The organism is Myxococcus sp. AB025B (assembly GCF_006518215.1).
Lineage (GTDB): Bacteria > Myxococcota > Myxococcia > Myxococcales > Myxococcaceae > Myxococcus > Myxococcus fulvus.
The window spans coordinates 42076-63078 of sequence record NZ_SRLW01000006.1 but is presented as its reverse complement, the minus strand read 5'-3'; the positions used below and the strand labels follow the sequence as shown (position 1 = coordinate 63078).

15 protein-coding genes are annotated in these 21003 nt (G+C 70.0%); 8 read left to right on the top strand and 7 right to left on the bottom strand.

From position 1 onward, the window contains the following. Positions 1–134 precede the first annotated feature (134 nt). The 3 genes from FL311_RS02135 to FL311_RS02125 all read left to right on the top strand — a co-directional run bounded on the left by FL311_RS02135 (position 135) and on the right by FL311_RS02125 (position 8905). Positions 135–956 carry a hypothetical protein gene (locus FL311_RS02135; protein WP_141323117.1) on the top strand — a complete coding sequence of 274 codons (822 nt, stop codon included), beginning with the start codon at positions 135–137 and terminating at the stop codon, positions 954–956. A 129-nt stretch (positions 957–1085) separates the two neighbouring features. Further along, complete coding sequence (locus FL311_RS02130; RefSeq protein ID WP_141323116.1) at positions 1086–3248, top strand: hypothetical protein; 2163 nt, start codon at positions 1086–1088, stop codon at positions 3246–3248. 143 nt (positions 3249–3391) lie between these two features. Next, a complete protein-coding gene (locus FL311_RS02125; protein ID WP_141323115.1) occupies positions 3392–8905 on the top strand; it encodes a DNA repair ATPase in 5514 nt (1837 codons plus the stop codon). 51 nt (positions 8906–8956) lie between these two features. Here the strand turns inward: FL311_RS02125 and FL311_RS02120 are convergent, their stop codons facing one another. Next, positions 8957–9658, bottom strand: a complete 702-nt coding sequence (locus FL311_RS02120) for an expansin EXLX1 family cellulose-binding protein (RefSeq protein ID WP_141323114.1) — start codon at positions 9656–9658, stop codon at positions 8957–8959. A gap of 164 nt (positions 9659–9822) precedes the next feature. On the opposite strand from FL311_RS02120, the gene FL311_RS02115 reads away from it, so the two are divergent. Then, positions 9823–10395, top strand: a complete 573-nt coding sequence (locus tag FL311_RS02115; protein WP_228556625.1) for a hypothetical protein — start codon at positions 9823–9825, stop codon at positions 10393–10395. Between the two features lie 203 nt (positions 10396–10598). Continuing rightward, positions 10599–11171: a hypothetical protein gene (locus FL311_RS02110; protein WP_141323112.1), complete on the top strand. Its 573-nt coding sequence runs from the start codon at positions 10599–10601 to the stop codon at positions 11169–11171. 83 nt (positions 11172–11254) lie between these two features. On the opposite strand, the gene FL311_RS02105 is transcribed toward FL311_RS02110, so the two are convergent. Further along, complete coding sequence (locus tag FL311_RS02105) at positions 11255–13126, bottom strand: VWA domain-containing protein (RefSeq protein ID WP_141323111.1); 1872 nt, start codon at positions 13124–13126, stop codon at positions 11255–11257. A 100-nt stretch (positions 13127–13226) separates the two neighbouring features. Here FL311_RS02105 and FL311_RS02100 point away from each other — a divergent pair, with 100 nt between their 5' ends. Further along, positions 13227–13715: a VOC family protein gene (locus FL311_RS02100; protein ID WP_141323110.1), complete on the top strand. Its 489-nt coding sequence runs from the start codon at positions 13227–13229 to the stop codon at positions 13713–13715. Here the strand turns inward: FL311_RS02100 and FL311_RS02095 are convergent. Then, positions 13701–14810, bottom strand: coding sequence for a heparan-alpha-glucosaminide N-acetyltransferase domain-containing protein (locus tag FL311_RS02095; protein ID WP_141323109.1), 1110 nt, complete (start codon positions 14808–14810; stop codon positions 13701–13703). The genes FL311_RS02100 and FL311_RS02095 overlap by 15 nt on opposite strands. A gap of 309 nt (positions 14811–15119) precedes the next feature. Here FL311_RS02095 and FL311_RS02090 point away from each other — a divergent pair, with 309 nt between their 5' ends. After that, entirely contained in the window at positions 15120–16100 is a 981-nt protein-coding gene (locus FL311_RS02090; RefSeq protein WP_194869009.1) for a pirin family protein, read from the top strand. Positions 16101–16322: 222 nt separating this feature from the next. Further along, a complete protein-coding gene (locus FL311_RS02085) occupies positions 16323–17684 on the top strand; it encodes a DHA2 family efflux MFS transporter permease subunit (RefSeq protein WP_141323130.1) in 1362 nt (453 codons plus the stop codon). 29 nt (positions 17685–17713) lie between these two features. Here FL311_RS02085 and FL311_RS02080 read toward each other — a convergent pair whose 3' ends face one another. The 4 genes from FL311_RS02080 to FL311_RS02070 form a co-directional block, all read right to left on the bottom strand. Continuing rightward, positions 17714–18913, bottom strand: coding sequence for a hypothetical protein (locus FL311_RS02080; RefSeq protein WP_141323108.1), 1200 nt, complete (start codon positions 18911–18913; stop codon positions 17714–17716). 263 nt (positions 18914–19176) lie between these two features. Then, on the bottom strand, positions 19177–19308 hold the full coding sequence (locus tag FL311_RS45880) for a hypothetical protein (RefSeq protein ID WP_255510287.1): 132 nt from the start codon (positions 19306–19308) through the stop codon (positions 19177–19179). Between the two features lie 22 nt (positions 19309–19330). After that, positions 19331–20119: a hypothetical protein gene (locus FL311_RS02075; protein WP_141323107.1), complete on the bottom strand. Its 789-nt coding sequence runs from the start codon at positions 20117–20119 to the stop codon at positions 19331–19333. 112 nt (positions 20120–20231) lie between these two features. Then, positions 20232–21002, bottom strand: coding sequence for a hypothetical protein (locus FL311_RS02070; RefSeq protein WP_141323106.1), 771 nt, complete (start codon positions 21000–21002; stop codon positions 20232–20234). Position 21003: the final 1 nt, after the last annotated feature.

Sequence of the window (21003 nt, the reverse complement as noted above, 5' to 3'; positions counted from 1 at the left end):
CCCTCTGGAGGTGCCAATCCCGAGCGCGCGCGGCAACGTAAGGTCGTCTCTGCTTTCCCGCCCGTGGAGCAGGCAGGAAAACGACCCCCCCGGTTTTCGATGGGAATGCCCGTGGATTAGAGTCCGGAGCGCTGATGACGCCCTTCTTCGACGCCATCCTCGCGTTCCCCACCGCCCTCTTCACCACCGCCATGGGCGTGGTGCTGACCTATTGGCTGTTCGTCATCGTGGGCGCGGTGGGGATCGACCTGCTGGACGGCGGGCACGTCGACTTCGAGTCGGGCGGCAAGGCGCTGGGCGCGGCCATCGAGGGTGGCGGCAAGGCGCTGGCGGGCTCGCTGGAGGGCGGGGCGAAGGCGGCGGGCGAGGCGCTCCAGGGCGGCAAGGCGCTCGCGGGGCATGACCACGACGCGCACGTGGACGGGGGCATCCTCTCCACGCTGGGCTTCGCGGGGATTCCGCTCACGGTGTCCGTGAGCCTGGTGTCGTTCTTCTCGTGGTTCCTGTCGCTGCTGGCCACGCCGCCGGCGCACGCGCTGCTCGGCGGGGTGCTGCCCTCGTGGCTCATCAACTCCACGCTGGGCATCCTGTGCTTCATCGCGGGCCTGGTCATCTCCGGCTTCGCGGTGCGGCCGCTGCGGCCCGTGTTCGTGGCGCACAAGGCGCCGGGGCGCGACTCGCTGCTCGGCCGGGTGTGCACCATCTCCAGCGGCAGCGTCACGGACAGGAACGGCCACGCCACGTTCGAGGACGGCGGCGCGGGCATCATCTTGAATGTCATCTGCGCCAAGGCGAACGGCCTGAAGCGCGGAGACCCGGCCCTGGTGCTCGCGTACGACGCCGAGCGCGACGCGTACGAGGTGGAGCCGGTGGACTGGTTGTTGCCGGAGGAGATGGACCAGCTTCGCGACCCGGTGCGGGCGGCGGCGCTGGCACGCTCCCGGGCACGTGCATGACTTGAGTCGAGGCACGGGTCCGCTTCAGAGGGGGGCGGGCCGTGAATGGATTCGACGCCAGGGGGCTTTCGCGGGGGATCCCTGGCGCCTGATACAAGGCCCGCCGTCAATACTTCACAGGAAAAGGCCATGGATCCCATCACGCTGGTAGCCGCCGTCGGCGGAGGTGTCATCCTCCTGACCGGCATCATTCTCACCATCGTCCGTCTCTACCGGCAGGTGGACCAGGGCAAGGTGCTCATCGTCAACACGCTCAAGAGCGAGCCGCTGGTGACCTTCTCCGGCGCGGTGGTGTTCCCCATCATCAACCGCGCGGAGGTGATGGACATCTCGCTGAAGACGGTGGAGATCGACCGCCGCGGCAAGGAGGGCCTCATCTGCCAGGACAACATCCGGGCGGACATCAAGGTCACCTTCTTCGTGCGCGTGAACAAGACGCGCGAGGACGTGCTCAAGGTCGCCCAGTCCATCGGCTGCGTGCGCGCCAGCGACCAGGAGACGCTGGAGAAGCTCTTCGAGGCGAAGTTCTCCGAGGCCCTCAAGACGGTGGGCAAGAACTTCAACTTCGTGGACCTCTACACCAAGCGCGCCGAGATCAAGGACAACGTGGTGGAGGTCATCGGCCGCGACCTCAACGGCTACATGCTGGAGGACTGCGCCATCGACTACCTGGAGCAGACCCCGGTGGAGATGTTGGACAAGGACAACATCCTGGACGCCGAGGGCATCCGGAAGATCACCAAGCTCACCACCGAGCAGAACATCGTCACCAACGAGCTGAAGCAGACCGAGCGCCAGGCGGTGACGAAGCGCAACGTCGAGGCCGACCAGAGCATCTTCGAGCTGGAGCGCCAGCGCGAGGAGGCGGCCGCCAAGCAGAAGCGCGCGATCGAGTCCGTGCAGGCCGAGGAGTCCGCGGAGGCCGAGCGCGTCAAGCAGGAGCAGTACTCCAAGGCGCAGCTGGCGCGCATCAAGGCCGAGCAGGAGATCCTCGTCCAGGAGCAGAACAAGACGCGCGACATCGAGGTGGCCCAGAAGCACCGCGAGCGCGAGGTGAGCGTGGAGGCGGAGAACGTGGAGCGCGCCCGCTCGCTGGCGGCCATCGGCCGGGAGCGTGAGACGGAGCTGGAGCGCATCGCCAAGGAGCGCGCGCTGGAGGAGCAGAAGAAGGACATCGCGGACGTGGTGCGCGCGCGCATCGCCGTGGAGAAGACGGTGGCGCAGGAGGAGGAGCGCATCAAGGACCTGCGCGTGGAGTCGGACGCGCTGCGCAAGAAGCAGGCGCTCATCATCACCGCCGAGGGCCAGGCGCAGGAGAAGACCGTCAAGGACGTGAACGCCGCCAAGGCCAACAGCGAGATGGCGGTGTACATGGCGAAGGAGAAGCTCACCCTGGCCGAGGCGGACCTGGAGGCCGCGGACAAGACGGCCAAGGCGAAGACGCGCCTGGCCGAGGGCATCCAGGCGGAGGCCGCCGCGACGGGCCTGGCCGGCATCCGCGTGAAGGAGGCGGACGCCGCGGCCACGGAGAAGCTGGGCATGGCGCAGGTGCGCGTGCAGGAGGCCGAGGCGGGCGTCATCGAGAAGCAGGGCCACGCCCAGGCGCAGGCGGTGCGCGAGAAGCTCCTGGCGGAGGCCGCGGGTGAGCAGGAGAAGGGCCTGGCCCGGGCGCGCGTGCAGGAGGCGGAGGCCGTCGCCATCCAGAAGCGCGGCGAGGCGGAGGCCATCGCGACGAAGGAGAAGCAGCTGGCGGAGGCCGCGGCCATCCAGGAGAAGCTGCTCGCCGAGGCCCGGGGCCTGGCGGAGAAGGCGGCGTCCATGAAGCTGATGGACGGCGTGGGGCGCGAGCACGAGGAGTTCCGCCTGCGGCTCGGCAAGGAGCGCGACGTGGAGCTGGAGAACATCCGCGTGCGCAAGGACATCGCGCAGGCGCAGGCGGAGGTGCTGGCCAAGGCGTTCGCCAACTCGAAGTTCAACATCGTCGGCGGCGACGGCGAGTTCTTCGAGCGCTTCGTCAAGGCGGTGTCCTTCGGCACGGCGGTGGACGGCGCGCTGGACCACAGCGAGTCGCTGAAGAAGGCGCTGGGCGGGTACGTCAACGGCGAGAAGGACCTGCCGGCGGACCTCAAGGAGATCCTCTCCAAGCCGGGCCTGAGCAACGACGCGCAGAACCTGGCCGTGGCCGCGCTGCTGCACCGCATGACGCCGAGCGCGACGGACGCGACGGCGGCGAGCCTGAAGGCCCTGCTGGGCTCCGACGGCAAGGCCGCCTCCGCCGACAAGCAGGGCTGAGGCCATCAGCAGGGGGCCGCCACCGCCGCGCGAGCCGCGCGGTGGCGGCCATGACGTCACGACGACTCCGCCCCGGGCCCTCCGGGGTGGCGTCCCCTCGATGGGGACGGGGCGGGGTCCATGCGCAATTCCGGTGAGCACTCATGGCAACTGAAGGTGGCAAGGGCGCGGCGCCCACGGGCGAGGCCGCGCTAGAGGGGGGCAGCTACGAGGTCATCCGGACGCGACTGCTCGCGCAGGCGGAGGCGCTGGGCACCAAGGCGGCCGACCTCAACGCGCGGCGCAAGGCGTTCTTCGGTGGCACGGAGCTGGCCGTCATCGGCAACGAGCGCGTGCGCACCGAGAACAACTGCGTGGCGCGCGACATCGTCAGCGTCGGCAAGTACCTGCTCTTCGGCTACAACGTCTTCATCGGGCTGAAGAAGGAGACGTCCATCGCGGACGTGTTCTCGCTGCACCGCTTCGAGAAGACGGCGGACGGCTTCGACCTGTCCGCGGTGCCGCACACGGAAGGCGGCGGCTTCCTGGCGGACCCGCGCTTCATCAAGGACTTCGGCGAGCTGTACCGCTACTACAAGGACGCGAAGCTCCTGCAGCTGCGGCGCAAGGACGCGCGCCTGCTGGCGGTGTTCAAGACGGGTCAGTCCGCGAGAGACCTGAAGGTCTTCCGCTTCAGCCTGGACACGGACGGCCACGCCACCTACCTCGACAACCAGGGCGACAAGGACCACACCTTCCCGCCGTCACACGACTTCGAGTGGACGGTGGCCACGCGCGAGAACTACGTGCTGGGCGCCCACCCGCACGTCAACGTGCTGGACCAGGTCTTCGTGGAGACGGTGAAGGGGGACCTCACCGTGAAGGTGGAGGACAACACGTCCTCGGGCCTGGGCATCTACAGCGAGCCGGTGGAGGACGCGAACCAGTCGCTGGACGACGCGCGCTTCGCCTGGGCACAGGTGGGCACGCTCATCCTGCTGCGCGTGCTGCCCTTCCGCGAGAAGACGCAGCGCTACCTGGTGTTCAACTCGCGCACGCAGCACGTGGTGCGCATCGACGCCATCGGTCAGGCGTGCATCCGGCTGCCCGAGGACCAGGGCATCATCTTCCCCGGCGGCTACTACCTCCAGACGGGGGACTACAAGGTCTTCGACGGTGAGGCCACCGGCGAGGGCATGGAGTTCAAGAAGGTCATCCGCTCGCCGAACGGCGAGGACGTGCTCTACGTCTTCCACCAGCGCGAGGTGGGGCGCTACCTGCTCTTCCCGTACAACCTGGTGCGCAAGGAGGTGCAGAACCCGCTGGTGTGCAACGGGTACAGCCTCTTCGGGGACGGCGGGCTGGTGGTGTTCCGCGAGACGTCGGCGGACCCCACGCGTGTGCACCCGATGCAGGTGTGGCAGACGCCCTTCGCGTCGGACGAGCACGCGGCGGCGACGCCGCCCGCGCCCGGGTACCTGGGCAAGGTGGGCAACGCGGAGCTGGTGCGCGGCATCTCCGACTCGCTGACGCTCCAGCGCATCGCGAAGACGGACAAGCCCAGCCGGCGCACCTACGAGGACCTGGTCGCCGCGGCCACGCGCGCGCTGGACGCGTACTACTGGCTGGGCCACGCGGAGACGGGCCTCCAGGAGCCGATCGAGACGCTGCGGCGCACCTCCGAGCTCATCATCGACGAGTTCGAGAAGGTGCTCGCCCTCCAGAAGCGCGCCACGGAGGCCCTGGCGGAGGCGGAGCAGGCCCAGGCGAAGCTGCTCGCGCGGGTGCGGCCGGAGCTGCTCACCACCGCCGAGGAGTTCATGCTGGTGCTGGCGGAGCTGCGCCAGCAGCGCGGGCACCTCATCACCCTCAAGGACATCCGCTACATGGACCTGGGGCGGGTGGACGCCCTGGAGAAGGCGGTGGTGGAGGCGTCCGACTCCACCAGCACCGCGTGCGTGGAGTTCCTCCAGAAGGGGGAGGCGCTCCAGCCGCTGGCCGCGCGCCTGGACGAACTGCTCGCGAAGCTGGAGCCGGTGCAGACGACGGTGGAGCTGCAGCCGCTGGGCGAGGACATCGAGAAGACGGCCCAGGGCCTCACCGTGCTGGGTGAGGTGGTGGGCGGCCTCCAGGTGGGAGACCCGCTCGCGCGCGCCCGCATCCTGGAGGGCATCTCCGAGCTGTTCGGCCGGCTCAACCGCGTGCGCGCGAGCCTGGCCGCCAAGCGCAAGGAGCTGTCCGGCCGCGAGAAGCGCGCGGAGTTCGGCGCCCAGTTCAAGCTGCTCGGGCAGGCGATCGAGAACGCGCTGGCCCAGGCGGACGTGCCGGAGAAGTGCGACGAGGGCCTGTCGCGCCTCACCGTGCAGCTGGAGGAGCTGGAGGGCCGCTTCGGCGAGTTCGACGAGTTCCTCGGGCAGATCACCCAGAAGCGCGAGGAGCTGCTGGAGGCGTTCGGCGCGCGCAAGCAGACGCTGGTGGACGAGCGCCAGCGCCGCGCGCAGAGCATCTTCGGCGCCGCGGAGCGCATCCTCCAGGGCGTGCAGCGCCGCTCCAAGGCGTTCAAGTCCGACGACGAGCTCAACGCGTACTTCGCCACCGACGCGATGATCCTCAAGCTGCGGCAGCTCTCCGAGCAGCTGATGGCGCTGCAGGACAGCGTGCGCTCGGACGAGGTGCAGTCGCGGCTGAAGTCCGCCAAGCAGGGCGCCCTGCGCGCGCTGCGCGACAAGCAGGACCTGTTCGCGGACGGCGACAACGTCATCAAGCTGGGGCCCTACCGCTTCAACGTCAACACCCAGCCCTTGGACCTGACGCTGGTGCCGCGCGACGGCGCGCTGTACCTGCAGCTCACCGGCTCCGACTACGCGCAGAAGCTGGAGGACCCGGCGCTGCTCGAGCAGAAGGACCTCTGGGACCAGCACCTGGTCTCCGAGACGCGCGAGGTGTACCGCGCCGAGTACCTGGCCGCGTGCATCCTCTCCGACGCGGAGGAGGGCAAGAACGGCCTGTCCCTGACGGGGCTGCACGCGGCGGTGATCGGCGGGACGCTGCTGGAGCCCGTGCGCGCGTACGCGGCGGACCGCTTCGACGAGGGCTACGAGCGCGGCGTGCACGACGTGGACGCGGCCGCGGTGCTGGAGAAGCTCCTGGCGCTGCACCAGGGCGCGGGCCTCTTGCGCTTCGCTCCGGTGCCTCGCGCCCTGGCGGCGCTGTACTGGGCCTTCGACACCGAGGAGGCGGCGCGGGCGCTCCTGCACCGTCGGGCGCGCAGCCTCGCGCGGCTGCGGCAGACGTTCTCCGCGGCGGGCGGCCTGCACGAGCTGGGCATGGCGCTGGGCGAGGCCGTGGGGGCCTTCCTGAAGGCGCAGGGGCTTTCGCACTCACCGGCGGAGGCGCGGCTGGCGGGTGGCTACCTGGTGGAGGAGCTGGCCGTGGAGCGGCCCCGCTTCACCACGAGCGGCGAGGCGCTGGTGCTCCGGGACGCGTTCCTGGCGCAGCTGGAGCGGCAGGGGACGCGCACGGCCTTCGAGGAGGATTTGCGCGGGCTGGAGAAGGACCTGGCGTCGCGGCTGGACATCGCGCGCGCGTGGGTGCAGGCATGGCTCGCGCAGCGGGACGGCGGCCCCGGGGACTCCGGCTACTTCGTGCTGGAGACGGCGGTGTTGCTGCTCACCGAGCGCAAGCTGGACCGCGAGCCCGCGGGCGCGCTGACGGCGGCCGAGGTGACGGGCCTGCTGGGCAGCCACCCGCGCATCCAGGACCGCAAGCTGCCGTTGCGCCTGGATGAGTTCCTGGCGCGCCTGGGTGAGTTCCGGCAACTCCGCGTGCCTCGCTATCAGGCCTACCGCGCGCTGCAGCGCGACCTGCTGGAGCGCGAGCGGCGCAAGCTGCGCCTGGAGGAGCTGACGCCGAAGGTGCTGTCGTCCTTCGTGCGCAACCGGCTCATCGACGAGGTGTACCTGCCGCTCATCGGCGCCAACCTGGCCAAGCAGCTCGGCGCGGCGGGCGAGGGCAAGCGCACGGACCGCATGGGCATGCTGCTGCTCATGTCGCCGCCGGGCTACGGCAAGACGACGCTGATGGAGTACGTGGCGAGCCGCCTGGGCCTCACCTTCGTCAAGGTGAACGGCCCCGCGCTGGGTCACTCGGTGAAGTCGCTGGACCCGGCGGAGGCGCCCAACGCCACCGCGCGGCAGGAGGTGGAGCGCATCAACCTGTCCTTCGAGATGGGCAACAACGTGATGCTCTACCTCGACGACATCCAGCACACGGACCCGGAGCTGCTCCAGAAGTTCATCTCCCTGTGCGACGGCCAGCGCCGCGTCGAGGGCGTCTGGAATGGCCGCACGCGCACCTACGATTTGCGCGGCAAGAAGTTCTGCGTCGTCATGGCCGGCAATCCCTACACGGAGACGGGGGAGCGCTTCCGCATCCCGGACATGCTCGCCAACCGCGCGGACACGTACAACCTGGGCGACATCCTGGATGGGAAGGAGCACCTGTTCGCGCTGAGCTACCTGGAGAACGCGCTGACCTCCAACACGGTGACGGCGCCGCTGGCCACGCGGGACTCGGCGGACACGCACCGGCTCATCCGCATGGCCCAGGGCGAGGAGGTGCCCGCGGGCGAGATGAAGCACGGCTACGCGGCGGCGGAGCTGCAGGAGATCATCGCCATCTTCCAGCGGATGTTCCGGGTGCAGTCGGTGCTGCTGAAGGTGAACATGCAGTACATCGCCTCGGCGGCGCAGGACGAGCGCTTCCGCACCGAGCCGGCCTTCAAGCTCCAGGGCAGCTACCGCAACATGAGCAAGCTGACCGAGAAGCTCGTCTCCGCGATGACGGACGCGGAGCTGGAGCGGCTCATCGACGACCACTACCAGGGCGAGTCCCAGACGCTCACCACCGCCGCGGAGCAGAATCTGCTGAAGCTGGCGGAGATGCGCGGCCGGCTCACCCCGGAGAAGGCGAAGCGCTGGGAGGAGATCAAGCAGGGCTTCGCGCGCGTCAAGCGCATGGGGGGCAAGGAGGACGACCCCGTGGCCCGCGTCACCGGGCAGCTCAGCGGCATCGAGGAGCAGCTGGGCGCGGTGCGCGACGCCGTCTCGCAGGCGGCCACGCAGCTGGCCCAGGGCGCCGCGAATGACGAGGCGGACCCCACGGCCGAGGCCCTGCCGTACCTGGAGGCCCTGCGCGACGCGGTGCTGGAGGTCGCGCGGGTGGGCCGTGAGGTGAAGCAAGCTCCGGTCGTCGCGGCCGCCGCGCCCGTCGCCGCGAGCCCGGATCTGACGCCGTACCTCAAGCACCTGGCCCAGCTGCTCAAGGCGCTGACGGAGCGCGCGGCCGCGCCCGTGCAGGCGCCCATCGTCCAGCAGGCGCCCGCGCAGGACTTCGGGCCGTACCTGGACCAGCTGTCGCGAGCGCTCGCGGCGCTGGCGGATCGTCCGGTGAACGTGTCGGCCCAGGTGCCGGCGGAGGCGCTCCAGCGGGCCGCCGTGGCCGGACCCTCGCCCGCGGAGCTCAGCCGGCAGATCGAGCTGGTGGAGGGTGTGCTGCTGCCCCTGGAGCGGGCCTCCCGTCGCGCGGTGCAGGGCGAAGGGGAGGGCGTCAAGTCGCTCCAGGTCTGGCAGAACGTCACCGAGGCGCTGGAGCTCCTTCGCTCGATGCTGCGGCGCTGAGGGGCTGGCCGGGGCTCGCTTCGGGCGAGCCTCGGTCCGCGGCGCTCGGGGTCAGCGGAACTGCTGGGTGCCGCGCACGCTGTCGTCGTCGAGGACGCGGGGGAGGGTGTCCTCCACCTGCTCGCCGGTGGACGACGTCACGCGCACGGTGAACGCGCCTTCGCCCATTCCGCCCGACTCGACGAAGTAGTTGTAGTCCTCGCGCGGCACGTTCTTCCAGGCGCCATCGCCGCGTCGCCACTCGAGCTTCGAGATGGGCAGCCGGTGGTTGCGGACCTGGATGGCGGTCCACCACGGGTTGCTGCCGTTCTTGAAGTGGTACTCCAGGTTGCCGGCGACGTCGCAGGAGACCACCTTCCAGGTGATGTCCACGCGGCCCAGGCGCATCTCGGCGATCTTCGCGAAGGCCTCGCGGCTCAGGTCCAGGTGGCCCGCCTCGCATTCAGGGCAGCGGTCGACGATGCGCACTCGCACCGAGCCGCTGGGGCCCTGGATGTCCACACACTGGCCACAGGCGGCGCTGTTGGCGTACTGGGGCGTGTTCATCGCCGCCACCATCAGGTCGTCCGGGCTGGCGTCGTAGCTGCAATTGCCCGCGCCGGTGGCGTCGTAGAACGTCGCGATGCCCTTCTGCTCCTCGCCCAGCGGCACGCCTCCGCCGGAGGGGTCATCTTTTCCGCAGCCGCCGCAGGCGAGGAGGGAGGCGGCGAGGGGAACGAGCAGCACTCGGGAGGACAGGTGGGATGGGCGCATACGTGGCGGAGGATACCGCAAGGCGTCCTCCCGGTGCCCGGGCCCGTTGCCCGGAAATGTCGGTGCAATGACTTGCAGGCTGCTAGCGTGCGGGCGCTGTTCGCGAACCAGGGGGTTGTCACGTCATGCGAAGCTTCCGACGCGCTGTCTCTCTTTGTGCGGCGATGGTCCTTCCGGCCTGTGGTGTGGAGGAGCCCACGGGCGGACTCGAGGAGGTGTTCGACGTCCGCGAGGCGGAGCTGGTCTCGGCGGTGTCCCGTGGGTGTGTCTTCGAGCTCACCTCGGTGGTGCGCGCGGGCACGCTTCCGCCCATCCACGACATCTTCCTGAGCCGGCTGGCCTCCGGGACGTGCGCGTGGCCCGCGGCCAGCATCGGGCTGGGCACCTCCGTCAACTCCACCCCCAGCCTGTCCCTGGTGGCCAATGACCTGGGCGTGGCGGCGGGCTTCACGGTGAAGAGCGGCTACAGCGGAAGCTCGCCCAGGACCGTGGGCATCAGGCATGTGGACCCGGAGCTGCTGACGGTGGTGCGCAACACCGGCTTCGCCGTGTACCTGGGCACCGGCAGCGTCTTCCTGGGCTACCTGGCCATCGGCGCGGACGGCACCACGCTCACCGCGGGCGGGACGAAGGCGGGCATCATCAGCCCCAACGAGACGGGCAGCGGCAGCAACTTCATCGCGACGTTCCCGGACTTCTTCACCAGCACCACCCCGCCCAGCGTCGTCGCGTACTGAGCGCGGCCGCGGGCGGGCCGGGCCTCCAGGTGATTCTCGGAGACAGAGAGGATGGGGTTGGAGTTCTCAGCGCGTGAGCCTTTGTCTGGGCTGCGATTCCGGATGCAAGGCATTGCGGGGGTGGTACGGTGCCGCCGCCGTATTCCTGAATCGGGGGTTGTCACGTCATGGGGTTCCTCAAGAAGTCTGTCTGTCTTTGTGCGATGTCCGTCCTCTCCGCCTGCGGTGGCGAGATTCCCGGGAGCGAGCGCGAGGAGACGCTGGAGGCCCGGGAGGCGGCGCTGTCGTCCACGGCGACGTCCAGGGGCTGCACGTTCGAGGTGACGTCGGTGGTCGTGACGCAGGCCCCGGTGCCTCCCGTCACGGAGAACAAGCTGCACCGGCGCGCGTCCTCGTCGTGCCCGTGGGCCGCGGCGAGTCTGTCCCTGCCCTCGTCCAGCGGCTACGCGCCCCCGTCGCTGTACGTCGCGGCCAACGAGCTGGGCGTGGCGGTGGGCCTCACCTACAAGAGCAGCTACGGCGGCGGGCCCTACCGCACGCTGAGCTTCTTCCACGTGGACCCGGAGACGATGACCATCGTCCGGCGGGATGGCCACCAGGTGTCCGGCACGATTGACCTGACGTCGGTGGCCATCGAGCTGGACGGCACGACGCTGACGTCCTACGGGACCAAGGCCGGCGTCATCTACGGTGAGACGGGCACCGGCTCGGAGTTCGTGGTGTCCTACCCCGACTTCTTCACCAGCACCACGCCGGGCACCGTCCTCGCGTTCTGAGCGGGCGTGTCGGAAAAGAAAGTGGGGTGGAAGGCTCCCCCAGTGGGCCTTCCACCCCACGACCCCCGACAGCGAACGTCTCTTCAGCGACCGCGCGCCGAGGCACCTGACAGCGCGCGGGCCTGCGTCACCAGCCGGACGAACTCGGCGCGGTCCGCGTCACCGCCCACCGCGCCCTCGGCCAGCTTCTGCGCGGTGGCCAGGCTCCAGCCCTCGGCGGCCGGGTTGCCGCGCAGCACGTCGGCCGTGGCGGCCACGGCCAGCGCGAAGCGGAAGTCGGGCGAGGCCGCCTCCAGCGACTCGCGCAGCAGCGAGCGCTCCAGCGGGAAGGCCTGCTCGGAGGCCTCCGTGCCGTTGGGCGCCTTGGCGCGCACGCGCACCGTGGCCAGCGACTCCCTGGAGCCCTTCACCAGCTCCACCTCGTACAGCGCCGTCACGTTGTGGCCCGCGCCAATCTCCCCCGCGTCCACCTTGTCGTCGCGGAAGTCCTTGTCCGCCACGTCGCGGTTCTCGTAGCCGACCAGGCGGTAGCGGCTCACCGAGGCGGGGTTGAACTCCACCTGCAGCTTCACGTCCTTGGCGATGACCTCCAGCGTGCCCGTCAGCTGCGTCTCGAAGACCTTCTTGGCCTCCTTGTAGCTGTCCACGTAGAAGCTGTTGCCGTTCCCCTTGTCCGCCAGCTTCTCCATCATGTCGTCGCGGTAGTTGCCCATGCCGAAGCCCACGGTGGTGAGGGTGACGCCCTCGGCCACGTACTTGCGGATGCTCTCCAGCATGGACTCCGGGGACACGCTGCCGATGTTGGCGTCGCCGTCGGTGAGCACCACGACGCGGGAGATGACCTGCCCGGACGCCTTCTTCACCGCGTGCTTGTAGGCCATCTCCATGCCCGAGCCCATCGCCGTGCCGCCGCCGGACTCCAGCCCGTCCAGCGCCGCGTGGATGCGCTTGACGTCCGTGGCGGGCGTGGGCGACAGCACGTCCCGCGTCGAGCCCGCGTAGGTGACGATGGCCACCGTGTCGTTCTCGTTGAGGTTCTTCACGGCGATCTTGATGGCCTCCTTGGCGAGCGGCAACTTGTCCTGCGACGCCATGGAGCCGCTGGTGTCGATGAGGAACACCAGGTGCGCGGGCTTGCGCTGCGAGCGCGAGACGACCTTGCCCTGCACGCCCACGCGCACGAAGTGGCGCTTCGAGTCGAACGGGGAGGGCGCCGCCTCCAGGTGCACCGTGAACGCGCCCTTCTCCGGCGGGGCGTAGCGGTACTTGAAGTAGTTGACGAACTCCTCCACGCGCACCGCGGAGGCCGGCGGCAGGTTGCCTTGCTGCAGGTAGCGGCGGGCCACCGTGTACGACGCGGTGTCCACGTCCGCGGCGAAGGTGGACAGCGCGTCCTTGGCCGTCTCGGTGAAGGCGTTGGGCTTCCAGTTCTCGAACGTGTTGCCCTGGTGCGTGGTGTCCGCGTCCGCCGGGGCCAGCGTGTCCTGCGCGGGCTTGCGCGTGGGGAGGCTGGGCATGCTCTTGCTGGGGCCGGGGGCCGCGCGCTTGGCGAGCTCCATGGCCCTGGGCGCGGCGCCCGCGCCGCCCAGCGTGGCGGGGCTCGGCGGAGGAGGCGCGGCCATCATCACTGCGCTCGGCTCCTCCATGGGCGCGCCTTCCACCGCGGAGGACTCGTCGTGCTCGGTCTCGGCGAACGTGTGGGGGTCGGCCTTGGGCGCCTCGGGCCGCATCGCCTGCGCCACGGCGCCCGCGGGGGCCTTCTCCCTGCGCTCGTCCTTGGCGCCGTCCTGCGCCGAGTCATCACGGTGGGCGGCCCGAGGCTTGTAGTCGGCCTGGGGGGCCGCGGAGAGGCCCTCCGCGGTGGGCTTGGACGACGTGCACGCCGGCAGGGTGCAGGCGACGAGCAGGGCACTTCCCCACTGGCTCAGGCGGCGCTTCAGGAAGGACTGGGACATGCGTTCTCCGGGGGACGGATACGACGTTCGCCGCTTCGAAACGCACGACCTGGGAAATGGGTCTATTCCCCCGGATTTTCCCGTGACAGGGTGCCCCTCCATGGAGACCTCGAGACCCTTCCGAATCCTGGGCGTCCAGCAGATCGCCATCGGCGCCGCCGACAAGGCCCCCCTGCGCAAGCTGTGGGTGGACCTGCTGGGCCTGACGCCTCACTCCACCTATCGCAGCGAGCGCGAGAACGTGGACGAGGACATCGTCACGGCCGGAGCGGGCCCCTTCAAGGTGGAGGTGGACCTGATGCAGCCCATCAACCCCGAGGGCAAGCCCCGGGTCCACGAGACGCCGCTCAACCACGTGGGCCTGTGGGTGGATGACCTGCCCGTCGCCGTGGCGTGGTTGGAGAAGCAGGGCCTGCGCTTCGCCCCCGGCGGCATCCGCAAGGGCGCCGCGGGCTTCGACATCTGCTTCGTGCACCCCAAGGCCAACGAGCAGTTCCCCTACAGCGGAGAGGGCGTGCTCATCGAGCTGGTGCAGGCCCCGCCGGAGGTCATCTCCGCCTTCGAGAAGCTGGCGTCAGCTTCCCACTGACGTCAGCGCCCCACGCGGGCGCTTCGTCACGGCCCGGAGCGCGCTCTTCACCAGGCGCTCCAGCCCGTCCCACGCCAGACACAGCATCCACGTGGCGACGATGAGCACGGCGGTGAGCAGCCAGTACTGGGGCCAGTCGCTCTGGTCCCCCCAGAAGCGCTGGAACGAGAAGACGCCCCCCAGCCGGTAGAACAGCAGCATCTCGTGGAAGAAGTACGCGGAGAGCGACGAGGTGCCGAACACCTCGATGAACCGCCGCAGGCGCGAAGGCGCGCTCGCCTCCGCCACGCGCCCCTCCAGCCACATCAAGCCGAGCAGCACCGCGCTCACCCACGCGAAGCGCGCCGCGGAGTTGGACGGGTTGGCCACGAAGAAGCGGTGGTGCGGGTAGAGCTGGAAGAGGAAGTCGCCGGACGCGGCGCCCACGGCGCCCACCGTCACCAGCGCCAGCAACGCCAGGGCCAGCGCGCGCCGGCCCCACGCCCCCGCGAGTGTTCCCGCGAACGCGCCCAGCCACCCGAAGCCCAGCCAGGGCAGCAGGGGGAACGGCGCGAAGGAGGACTTGTTCGTCAGCGTGGCCCACGGCCCCGTCACCTGTTCCCCCAGCGGCGCCACCGCGAAGACGGCGAACGCCAGCGCGAGGCTCAGTCCGGCCAGCACGCGGGGACGCGAGGCGAGCAGGGCGGCCACCGGCAACATCAGGAGCAGGCACACGCCCACGCACTGGAGGATGTCCATGCGCAGCAGCCACCTCGGCTCGCTCAGCAGGGGGAACCAGGCCCAGTTGACCAGCGAGGCCACCAGCAGCACCTCGCAGGCGCGGCGGAGGTTTCGCGGCACGCGCTCGCGCAGCTTCCCGGCGGCGGCGCTGCGCACCATGACGAGGGCCAGGGCGAAGCCCGCGGAGAAGATGAACGCGGGGGCCACCAGCCCGTCCACCTTGAGCAGGCGGCCCACCCAGACGCTCTTGCGCAGCTCCGGGGTGAGCAGGGCCAGCGAGTGCGTCTGGACCATGAACAGCACGGCGATGCCGCGCAGCCAGTCGATGGCGCGCACGCGCTCTTGGGACACGGCGAAGGTGGGGGATGGGCTCACGGCGGGCGAACCCTACGGCAACCCCGGGCGAAGGTGTACGGGGAGCGGGCTGGCGGGCCCCGGACGTGAAAGAATGCGCCCCGGGCTGGCCGGGATTAGAGGCTCCGGACGGCGTCACGCGTGGCAGGAGGCCCCTTGAGCGAGGAAGTCAGTCGGAGAGCGGCGCTGCGGTTGCTCGCGGTGGCGGGGGCCACCACCACGGCGAGCTGCACGAAGAGCCCGGGAAAGGCAGAGGAGCAGGGGATGAGCCAGTCGTCGAAGGGGAGTGAAGCGCCACCCGTCATCCTGGGGATGGGCCCCCTGCGGGGCATGCCCTGGCCCACGCCGGACCCGTTCCTGTTCTGCGTCCACCACGTCGACGCCTACCCCCAGGGCAACGAGCAATTGGGGCCCACCGCGTCGCTGGCGGGCCGGCAGCTGGGCCAGGACTTCGAGGGGCGCGACGGCTGGAACATGTACCACGGCACCGTGGTGCCGGGCTTCCCGCAGCATCCGCACCGGGGCTTCGAGACGGTGACCATCGTCCGCAGCGGGCTGCTGGATCACTCGGACTCGCTAGGCGCCGCGGCGCGCTTCGGCGGCGGGGACGTGCAGTGGCTCACGGCGGGCAGCGGCGTGCTGCACTCGGAGATGTTCCCGCTCCTGAAGAAGGACGCGCCCAACCCCGTGGAGCTGTTTCAGATCTGGCTCAACCTGCCGCGCGCCGACAAGCTCGTGGCGCCGCACTTCTCCATGCTCTGGGACGACGCCATCCCCCGCCACGTGGCGAAGGACGAGGCGGGGCGCACCACCGAGGTCACCGTGGTGGCCGGCAGGCTGGGGGACGCGAAGCCGCCGTCGCCTCCGCCGAAGTCCTGGGCCGCGCGGGTGGACTCGGACGTGGCCATCTGGACGGTGAAGCTGTCGCCCGGCGCGCGCTGGACGCTGCCCGCGGCCCAGCGCGGCAGCAACCGCTTCGTGTATTTCTTCAAGGGCTCGGCGCTGAAGGTCGGCGGCCGGGACGTCCCCGCCCGGCACGTGCTGCAGCTGCGCCCGGACGCGGACGCGCTGCTGGAGAACGGGCCGGACGAGACGGAGCTGCTCATGCTCCAGGGGCGCCCCATCAACGAGCCCGTCGTGCAGCACGGGCCGTTCGTCATGAACTCGCGGGAGGAGATCGTCCAGGCGTTCAACGACTACCAGCGCACCCAGTTCGGCGGGTGGCCCTGGAAGAGCGACGACCCGGTGCACGCGCGCGAGGAGGGGCGCTTCGCCCGGCACGCGGATGGCCGGCTGGAGCGACCGGCCTGACGAGTCCCCCGCGCCCCGTGCGTGATTCCGCCGGGGCGTCGGCCGAGTGCCGGCCGCCCGGTGGCAGGGTGGGCGAGGGGCCGCCCGCGCGCAGTGTCGTGGAGCGTGACAGTCGCGCGGCCACATGTGCATAGAAGAGAGGTGTCCGACTCCCCTGGCTCCTCTCCACCCGGCTCGCCGCCCGCGTCCTCCCAGAGAGGCTCCCGGCTGGCGTCCATCGCGGTGGCGAGCGCGCTGTTCATGGAGTTCGTCGACTCCACCGCGCTGTCCACCGCGCTGCCGACGTTGTCCGCGGCCTTCGGCACGGACCCCATCCACCTCAAGCTGGCGCTGACCTCGTACATCCTGGCCCTGGCCGTGCTCGCGCCGGCGAGCGGCTGGGTGGCGGACCGCTTCGGACCTCGTCGCGTCTTCATGGTCGCGATGAGCGTCTTCCTGCTGGGCTCGGTGCTGTGCGGCTTCTCGCGCACGCTGCCGCAGCTGGTCCTCTTCCGCACGCTGCAGGGGCTGGGCGGCGCGCTGATGACGCCCGTGGGCAGGCTCATCGTGGTGGGCTCGGCGCCACGCGAGAAGCTGGTGTCCGCGCTGAGCTGGTTCACCATGCCCGCGCTCGTGGGGCCGCTCATCGGTCCCCCCATCGCCGGGCTCATCCTGGGCGTGGCCGACTGGCCGTGGATCTTCTTCGTCAATGTCCCGGTGGGCCTGTTGGGCATGCTCGCGGTGGCGCGCTTCGTCCCGGAGCTGCCGCAGCCGCACCCGGGGCCCTTCGACTGGAAGGGCTATGCCATCGCCGCCGTGGCGATCACGCTGACGATTGTCGCGGTGGAGACGCTGGGCGTGGGGCTGGTGCCTCCGGAGACGCAGCTGGGCATGGCCCTGGTGGCCGTCGGCGCGGGAGTGCTCTACGTGCGCCACGCGCTGCGGCGCCATCGGCCGGTGCTGGACGTGCGGCTGGTCAAGGTGGCCACGTTCCGCGCCAGCATCGCGGGCGGAGGGCTGGTGCGCATGGGCCTGGGCGCGACGCCCTTCCTGCTGCCGCTGCTCTTGCAGGTGGGCCTGGGATGGGGCCCCTTCGAGGCGGGCATGATGACCATCGGCACGGGCCTGGGGGCCATGTCCTGCAAGCCGCTGGCGCCGTGGGTCATCCGCAAGCTGGGCTTCCGCGCCACGCTGACGGGCTCCAACCTGGCCGCCGCGGTGCTGACGGCCGTGCCGGCGTTGTTCCGCGTGGGCACGCCCATCCCGGTCATCGTCGTCACGCTGTTCGTCAGCGGCTTCGTGCGCTCGCTCCAGTTCACCGCCATCAACGCCGTGGCCTACGCGGACATCCCCCCGGAGAAGATGAGCCAGGCGTCGACCATGGCGGTGGTGACGCAGCAGATGGCGTTGAGCGTGGGCATCAGCTTCGGCGCGCTCATGCTGCACCTGGCGCGCGGAGCCGGCGAGCTGCCCCTGACGCCGGACCGCTTCCTGCTGCCCTTCATCGCCATCGGCGTGGTGTCCTCGCTGGCGGGGTTCTTGTTCCGCCGGCTGCCCGAGGACGCGGGCTCGCGCATCGGTGGACGCGCGGCCCGGGCCTCGTGAGGCACCCGGGCCGCGAGGAATGGCGGTGACTACAGGCCGTCGTGGTAGCAGAAGCCCATGGTGCGGTCGAAGCCGCCGGGCGGACGCGAGTAGCTGAAGTAGCCCAGCTCCTCACCCGGGCCGCAGTTGGTGCGGGCCCGCTCGTAGCGCAGGCAGGTGGCGGTGCCCGTGCGGCCCAGGTCCAGGCACGTGCCGCGCGCGCCCTCGCTGCCGCAGAACTCGGCGAACGTCACGCCCGGGGTGCACGTGGAGCCCACCGGCGCGGTGTCGAACCGGAAGCCGAACGACTGCAGCACGGCCTGCGTGGTGCACAGGCCGTAGACGCCGCACATCATGCCCTCGGGGCACCCGGGGTCGGCGGCCAGGAAGTCACACGTCTGGGTGCACTGCGCGTTCTCCGACAGCAGGTCCGTGCAGGTGTAGCCCTGCTCGCAGTCCGTCGACGCCAGCTCGTACTCGCTCGCGGCCGGCGTGGTGGTGCACGCCTCGCCCTGCGTCTTGGTCCCCAGCGAGCGCTCCAGCGTGCCGTCCGAGGCCACGTAGTTGGTGGGCACGCACGTGGTGTCCGGCAGGTTCGCCGTCAGCGAGCCCTGGCGGGGATCACACCCGCCCTGGCGCACGGTGTTCCACGTCGCGAAGCGGATCCACTTGCACTCCCCACCCGGCACCAGCGCGCTGCCCCAGAAGGGCGCGTTGAGGGGCGGGGCGTCCACGGCCTCGCGCAGCACCACGTTGGCCAGCGCGCCGATGGTCTGGTCGGGGGACACCTTCAGCGCCAGCAGCAGCGTGCCGGACTCGGCCACCAGGTCCTTCTGCGTGGCCGCGCCCGAGTCCTTCGTCCCGAAGACGCACTGGTCGCACGCGAAGGTGTTTCCGCCCGCGGTGGCCAGGTTGTAGAGGCCCGGCGTCGTGTCCACGTCCAGGCGGATGAACGCCCGGTCCCGGGCGGCCGGGTCTCCGAAGCTGCTGAAGTCGCCGCGCAGCGTGGGCTGGTTGGTGTACATGACCGGCGTCAGCTCGACGCCATTGGCCATCTCCCCGAGGGTGATCTCCTCACAGCCCGGAGGCGCCGTCAGCAGCCTGGCCTGCTCCTCCAGGGAGCCCACCTCCTGGTGTTTCGTCGCGGGCTCCTTCGTCGTCGTGGGCTCACAGCCCACCAGGCCCGCCAGCAACACCGCACCCCAACGCAAACCCTTCACGCTCGAAACAGCTCTGACGTAGGACGCCATGTGTCTCCCTTTCGCTCGAATGCTGACTGGAATGACATGGGCGCCGGTGTGCCGGCCTCCCATGCATTGGATTGAACGAGCGGGGGCGGGAATTGTCGCGGGAGATTTGTCAGGATTGGCTATTTTGTCTGGATTTCATGGTTAGGTGTGGCTGGGTGTGTGATTGATGTCACTCGCGGCGTGGCTCATCTCGCGGATGGGGTGGGGTGGCCAGACGTGGCGGCTCCTTCCTTTGAGAGGAAGGGGCCGCCATGCTGCGGACGTCAGGGCTGGTAGTCATTGACGCGGAAGCCGCCGACCCAGGTGAACCCGTTCGGGTCCCTGGCCGCGAAGCCAATCACATACCGCTCACCGGCCAGGATGGTGTGCGCGGGAGGCGTGCCCCGCGCGTCCATGCCTCACCCCAGGCCGCGCGGCTCACGGCAGGAAGTAGCGGGCGCGGAAGCCGTAGAAATTGACGCTCGCGTTGGGGTCGCGCGTGCCGAAGCCAATCGTATACCGGTTACCCACCGTCACCGTGTGGGCCGGCTGGGACGCGGAGAAGATGGGGAAGCTGGTGAAGCCGCCGTTGAACGCCACACCCGAGGACTGCCAGGTGCCTCCGAAGCTGCTGAAGTAGGTGGGCGCGAACGTCGTATCCCCCGTGCTCCAGATGGCCGCCTCGAAGTATCCGGCGGTGGAGTAGTCCAGGCCGTAGGCGATGACCTCCTGGATCTGCGCGCCGTTCGGGAGGTCCAGACCGCAGACGAAGGTGTTGCGGGTGGCGTTGGCGTTCACGGTGCAGGGGAAGAGGTTGTCCCCATCGGTCCGGAGCGTGCCGCCGCCACTGCATTGGCCCGTCGTCGCCGCGGCCGCGGTCCCCTGCGGCGTGCAGGCGATGGCGGGGATGGACACGTAGTACGTCCCGGCCAGCAGCTCCCGCGGGCCGGTCTGCGCGAGGGTGGCTGGCTTGGACTGGCAGCGGATGGACCCGTCCGGCGTGACGCTGCCAATGGCGTCCGCGCCGCACGTCCGCGCCACCGACTCCATCCTCGCGTCCGAGTACGTGGGCGCCGCTTGGGGCGAAGCCTTCTCGGTGACGACCACGGCGGGCGGCGTGGCCTGGGGGGCGACGGGCTCGCCGCGCTCCTCGGCGGAGGCAGTGGACAGCGTGACGAAGGCGGTGAGCGCGGTCAGCGCGTGCACGGTCGACAGATGACGAGGCATGTCGATGTCCTTTGGGTTCGGAGCGCGTGCGTGGGTACTCGCGCCCGAATGTCGATGGGACAACACATGTTGGAGTTGCTGCAATTGCGGTTTGGTCTCGTTGTTGTGAATCCTACGTTTCCCGCCGCACCTCGAGGATGATGCCCTCGGACTCGGGCGTGCCGAGCGAGACGAGCTGCTCCAGCTCTCCGCAGACCAGGAAGTTCGCCTGGGCGCGGAAGTAAGCCGTTGCATCCTGCAACTCCAAGGTGCGTTGGACATCCACCAGGGTGGCCTGGGGTTGGAGCAATCGCAGACGCACTCCGGACGTCTCTGCGTCCGTGTTCTCATCTTCCAGGTTACCCATGTCCGCAGACGCGGCGAGGGTTGCGGCGAGTGCGCGGGACATCAGCGGAGCCGCGTCCCCGACGGCAGTCTTCACCCAAACCAGGATGGACAGTCTCACCTCACATCGACGTCGCTCAAGAAAGCCTGCGGCGCGCGAGCCTCGCAGGTAGGCCACCACGGCCTCGCTGGCGGTCGCGGGCGCGCGGTAAAGGCGCAGCATGGATTCCTCCACCACGTAGTCGTCCCCCCGTCGCAGTGGACGCCCTGGTGGCGATTCCACCTCTACCACCTGGCCCGCCGCGTTCGCAGGCAGGGCGAAGTCCTTGCGTATGCCATCGCCGGCCCAGCGAAACACCTGCGCGAAGTAGGACGGCTGGCGGAGCGAGGTGAGGTCATCGCCCTCGGGCAACGCGAGCCGCATCCGCGTGGCGATGACCTCCACTCCTGCATCGATATCGGTGGAGGGGCCTTTTGACGGGCCGGCCGACACCTCCACCGACTCGGGCATCGCGGCGCGAAGCACATCGTGGAAGTAGGACTCGATGGCGAGGAGCATG

Bases quoted from the DNA above. Each gene is read 5' to 3' on its own strand.
- FL311_RS02090 (WP_194869009.1), top strand. From the start codon at position 15,120: ATGCCCTGGCCCACGCCGGACCCGTTCCTGTTCTGCGTCCACCACGTC.
- FL311_RS02110 (WP_141323112.1), top strand. From the start codon at position 10,599: ATGTCCGTCCTCTCCGCCTGCGGTGGCGAGATTCCCGGGAGCGAGCGC.
- FL311_RS02070 (WP_141323106.1), bottom strand. From the start codon at position 21,002: ATGCTCCTCGCCATCGAGTCCTACTTCCACGATGTGCTTCGCGCCGCG.
- FL311_RS02125 (WP_141323115.1), top strand. From the start codon at position 3,392: ATGGCAACTGAAGGTGGCAAGGGCGCGGCGCCCACGGGCGAGGCCGCG.
- FL311_RS02080 (WP_141323108.1), bottom strand. From the start codon at position 18,913: ATGGCGTCCTACGTCAGAGCTGTTTCGAGCGTGAAGGGTTTGCGTTGG.
- FL311_RS02120 (WP_141323114.1), bottom strand. From the start codon at position 9,658: ATGCGCCCATCCCACCTGTCCTCCCGAGTGCTGCTCGTTCCCCTCGCC.
- FL311_RS02135 (WP_141323117.1), top strand. From the start codon at position 135: ATGACGCCCTTCTTCGACGCCATCCTCGCGTTCCCCACCGCCCTCTTC.
- FL311_RS02115 (WP_228556625.1), top strand. From the start codon at position 9,823: ATGGTCCTTCCGGCCTGTGGTGTGGAGGAGCCCACGGGCGGACTCGAG.
- FL311_RS02100 (WP_141323110.1), top strand. From the start codon at position 13,227: ATGGAGACCTCGAGACCCTTCCGAATCCTGGGCGTCCAGCAGATCGCC.
- FL311_RS02130 (WP_141323116.1), top strand. From the start codon at position 1,086: ATGGATCCCATCACGCTGGTAGCCGCCGTCGGCGGAGGTGTCATCCTC.
- FL311_RS45880 (WP_255510287.1), bottom strand. From the start codon at position 19,308: ATGGACGCGCGGGGCACGCCTCCCGCGCACACCATCCTGGCCGGTGAG.
- FL311_RS02105 (WP_141323111.1), bottom strand. From the start codon at position 13,126: ATGTCCCAGTCCTTCCTGAAGCGCCGCCTGAGCCAGTGGGGAAGTGCC.
- FL311_RS02075 (WP_141323107.1), bottom strand. From the start codon at position 20,119: ATGCCTCGTCATCTGTCGACCGTGCACGCGCTGACCGCGCTCACCGCC.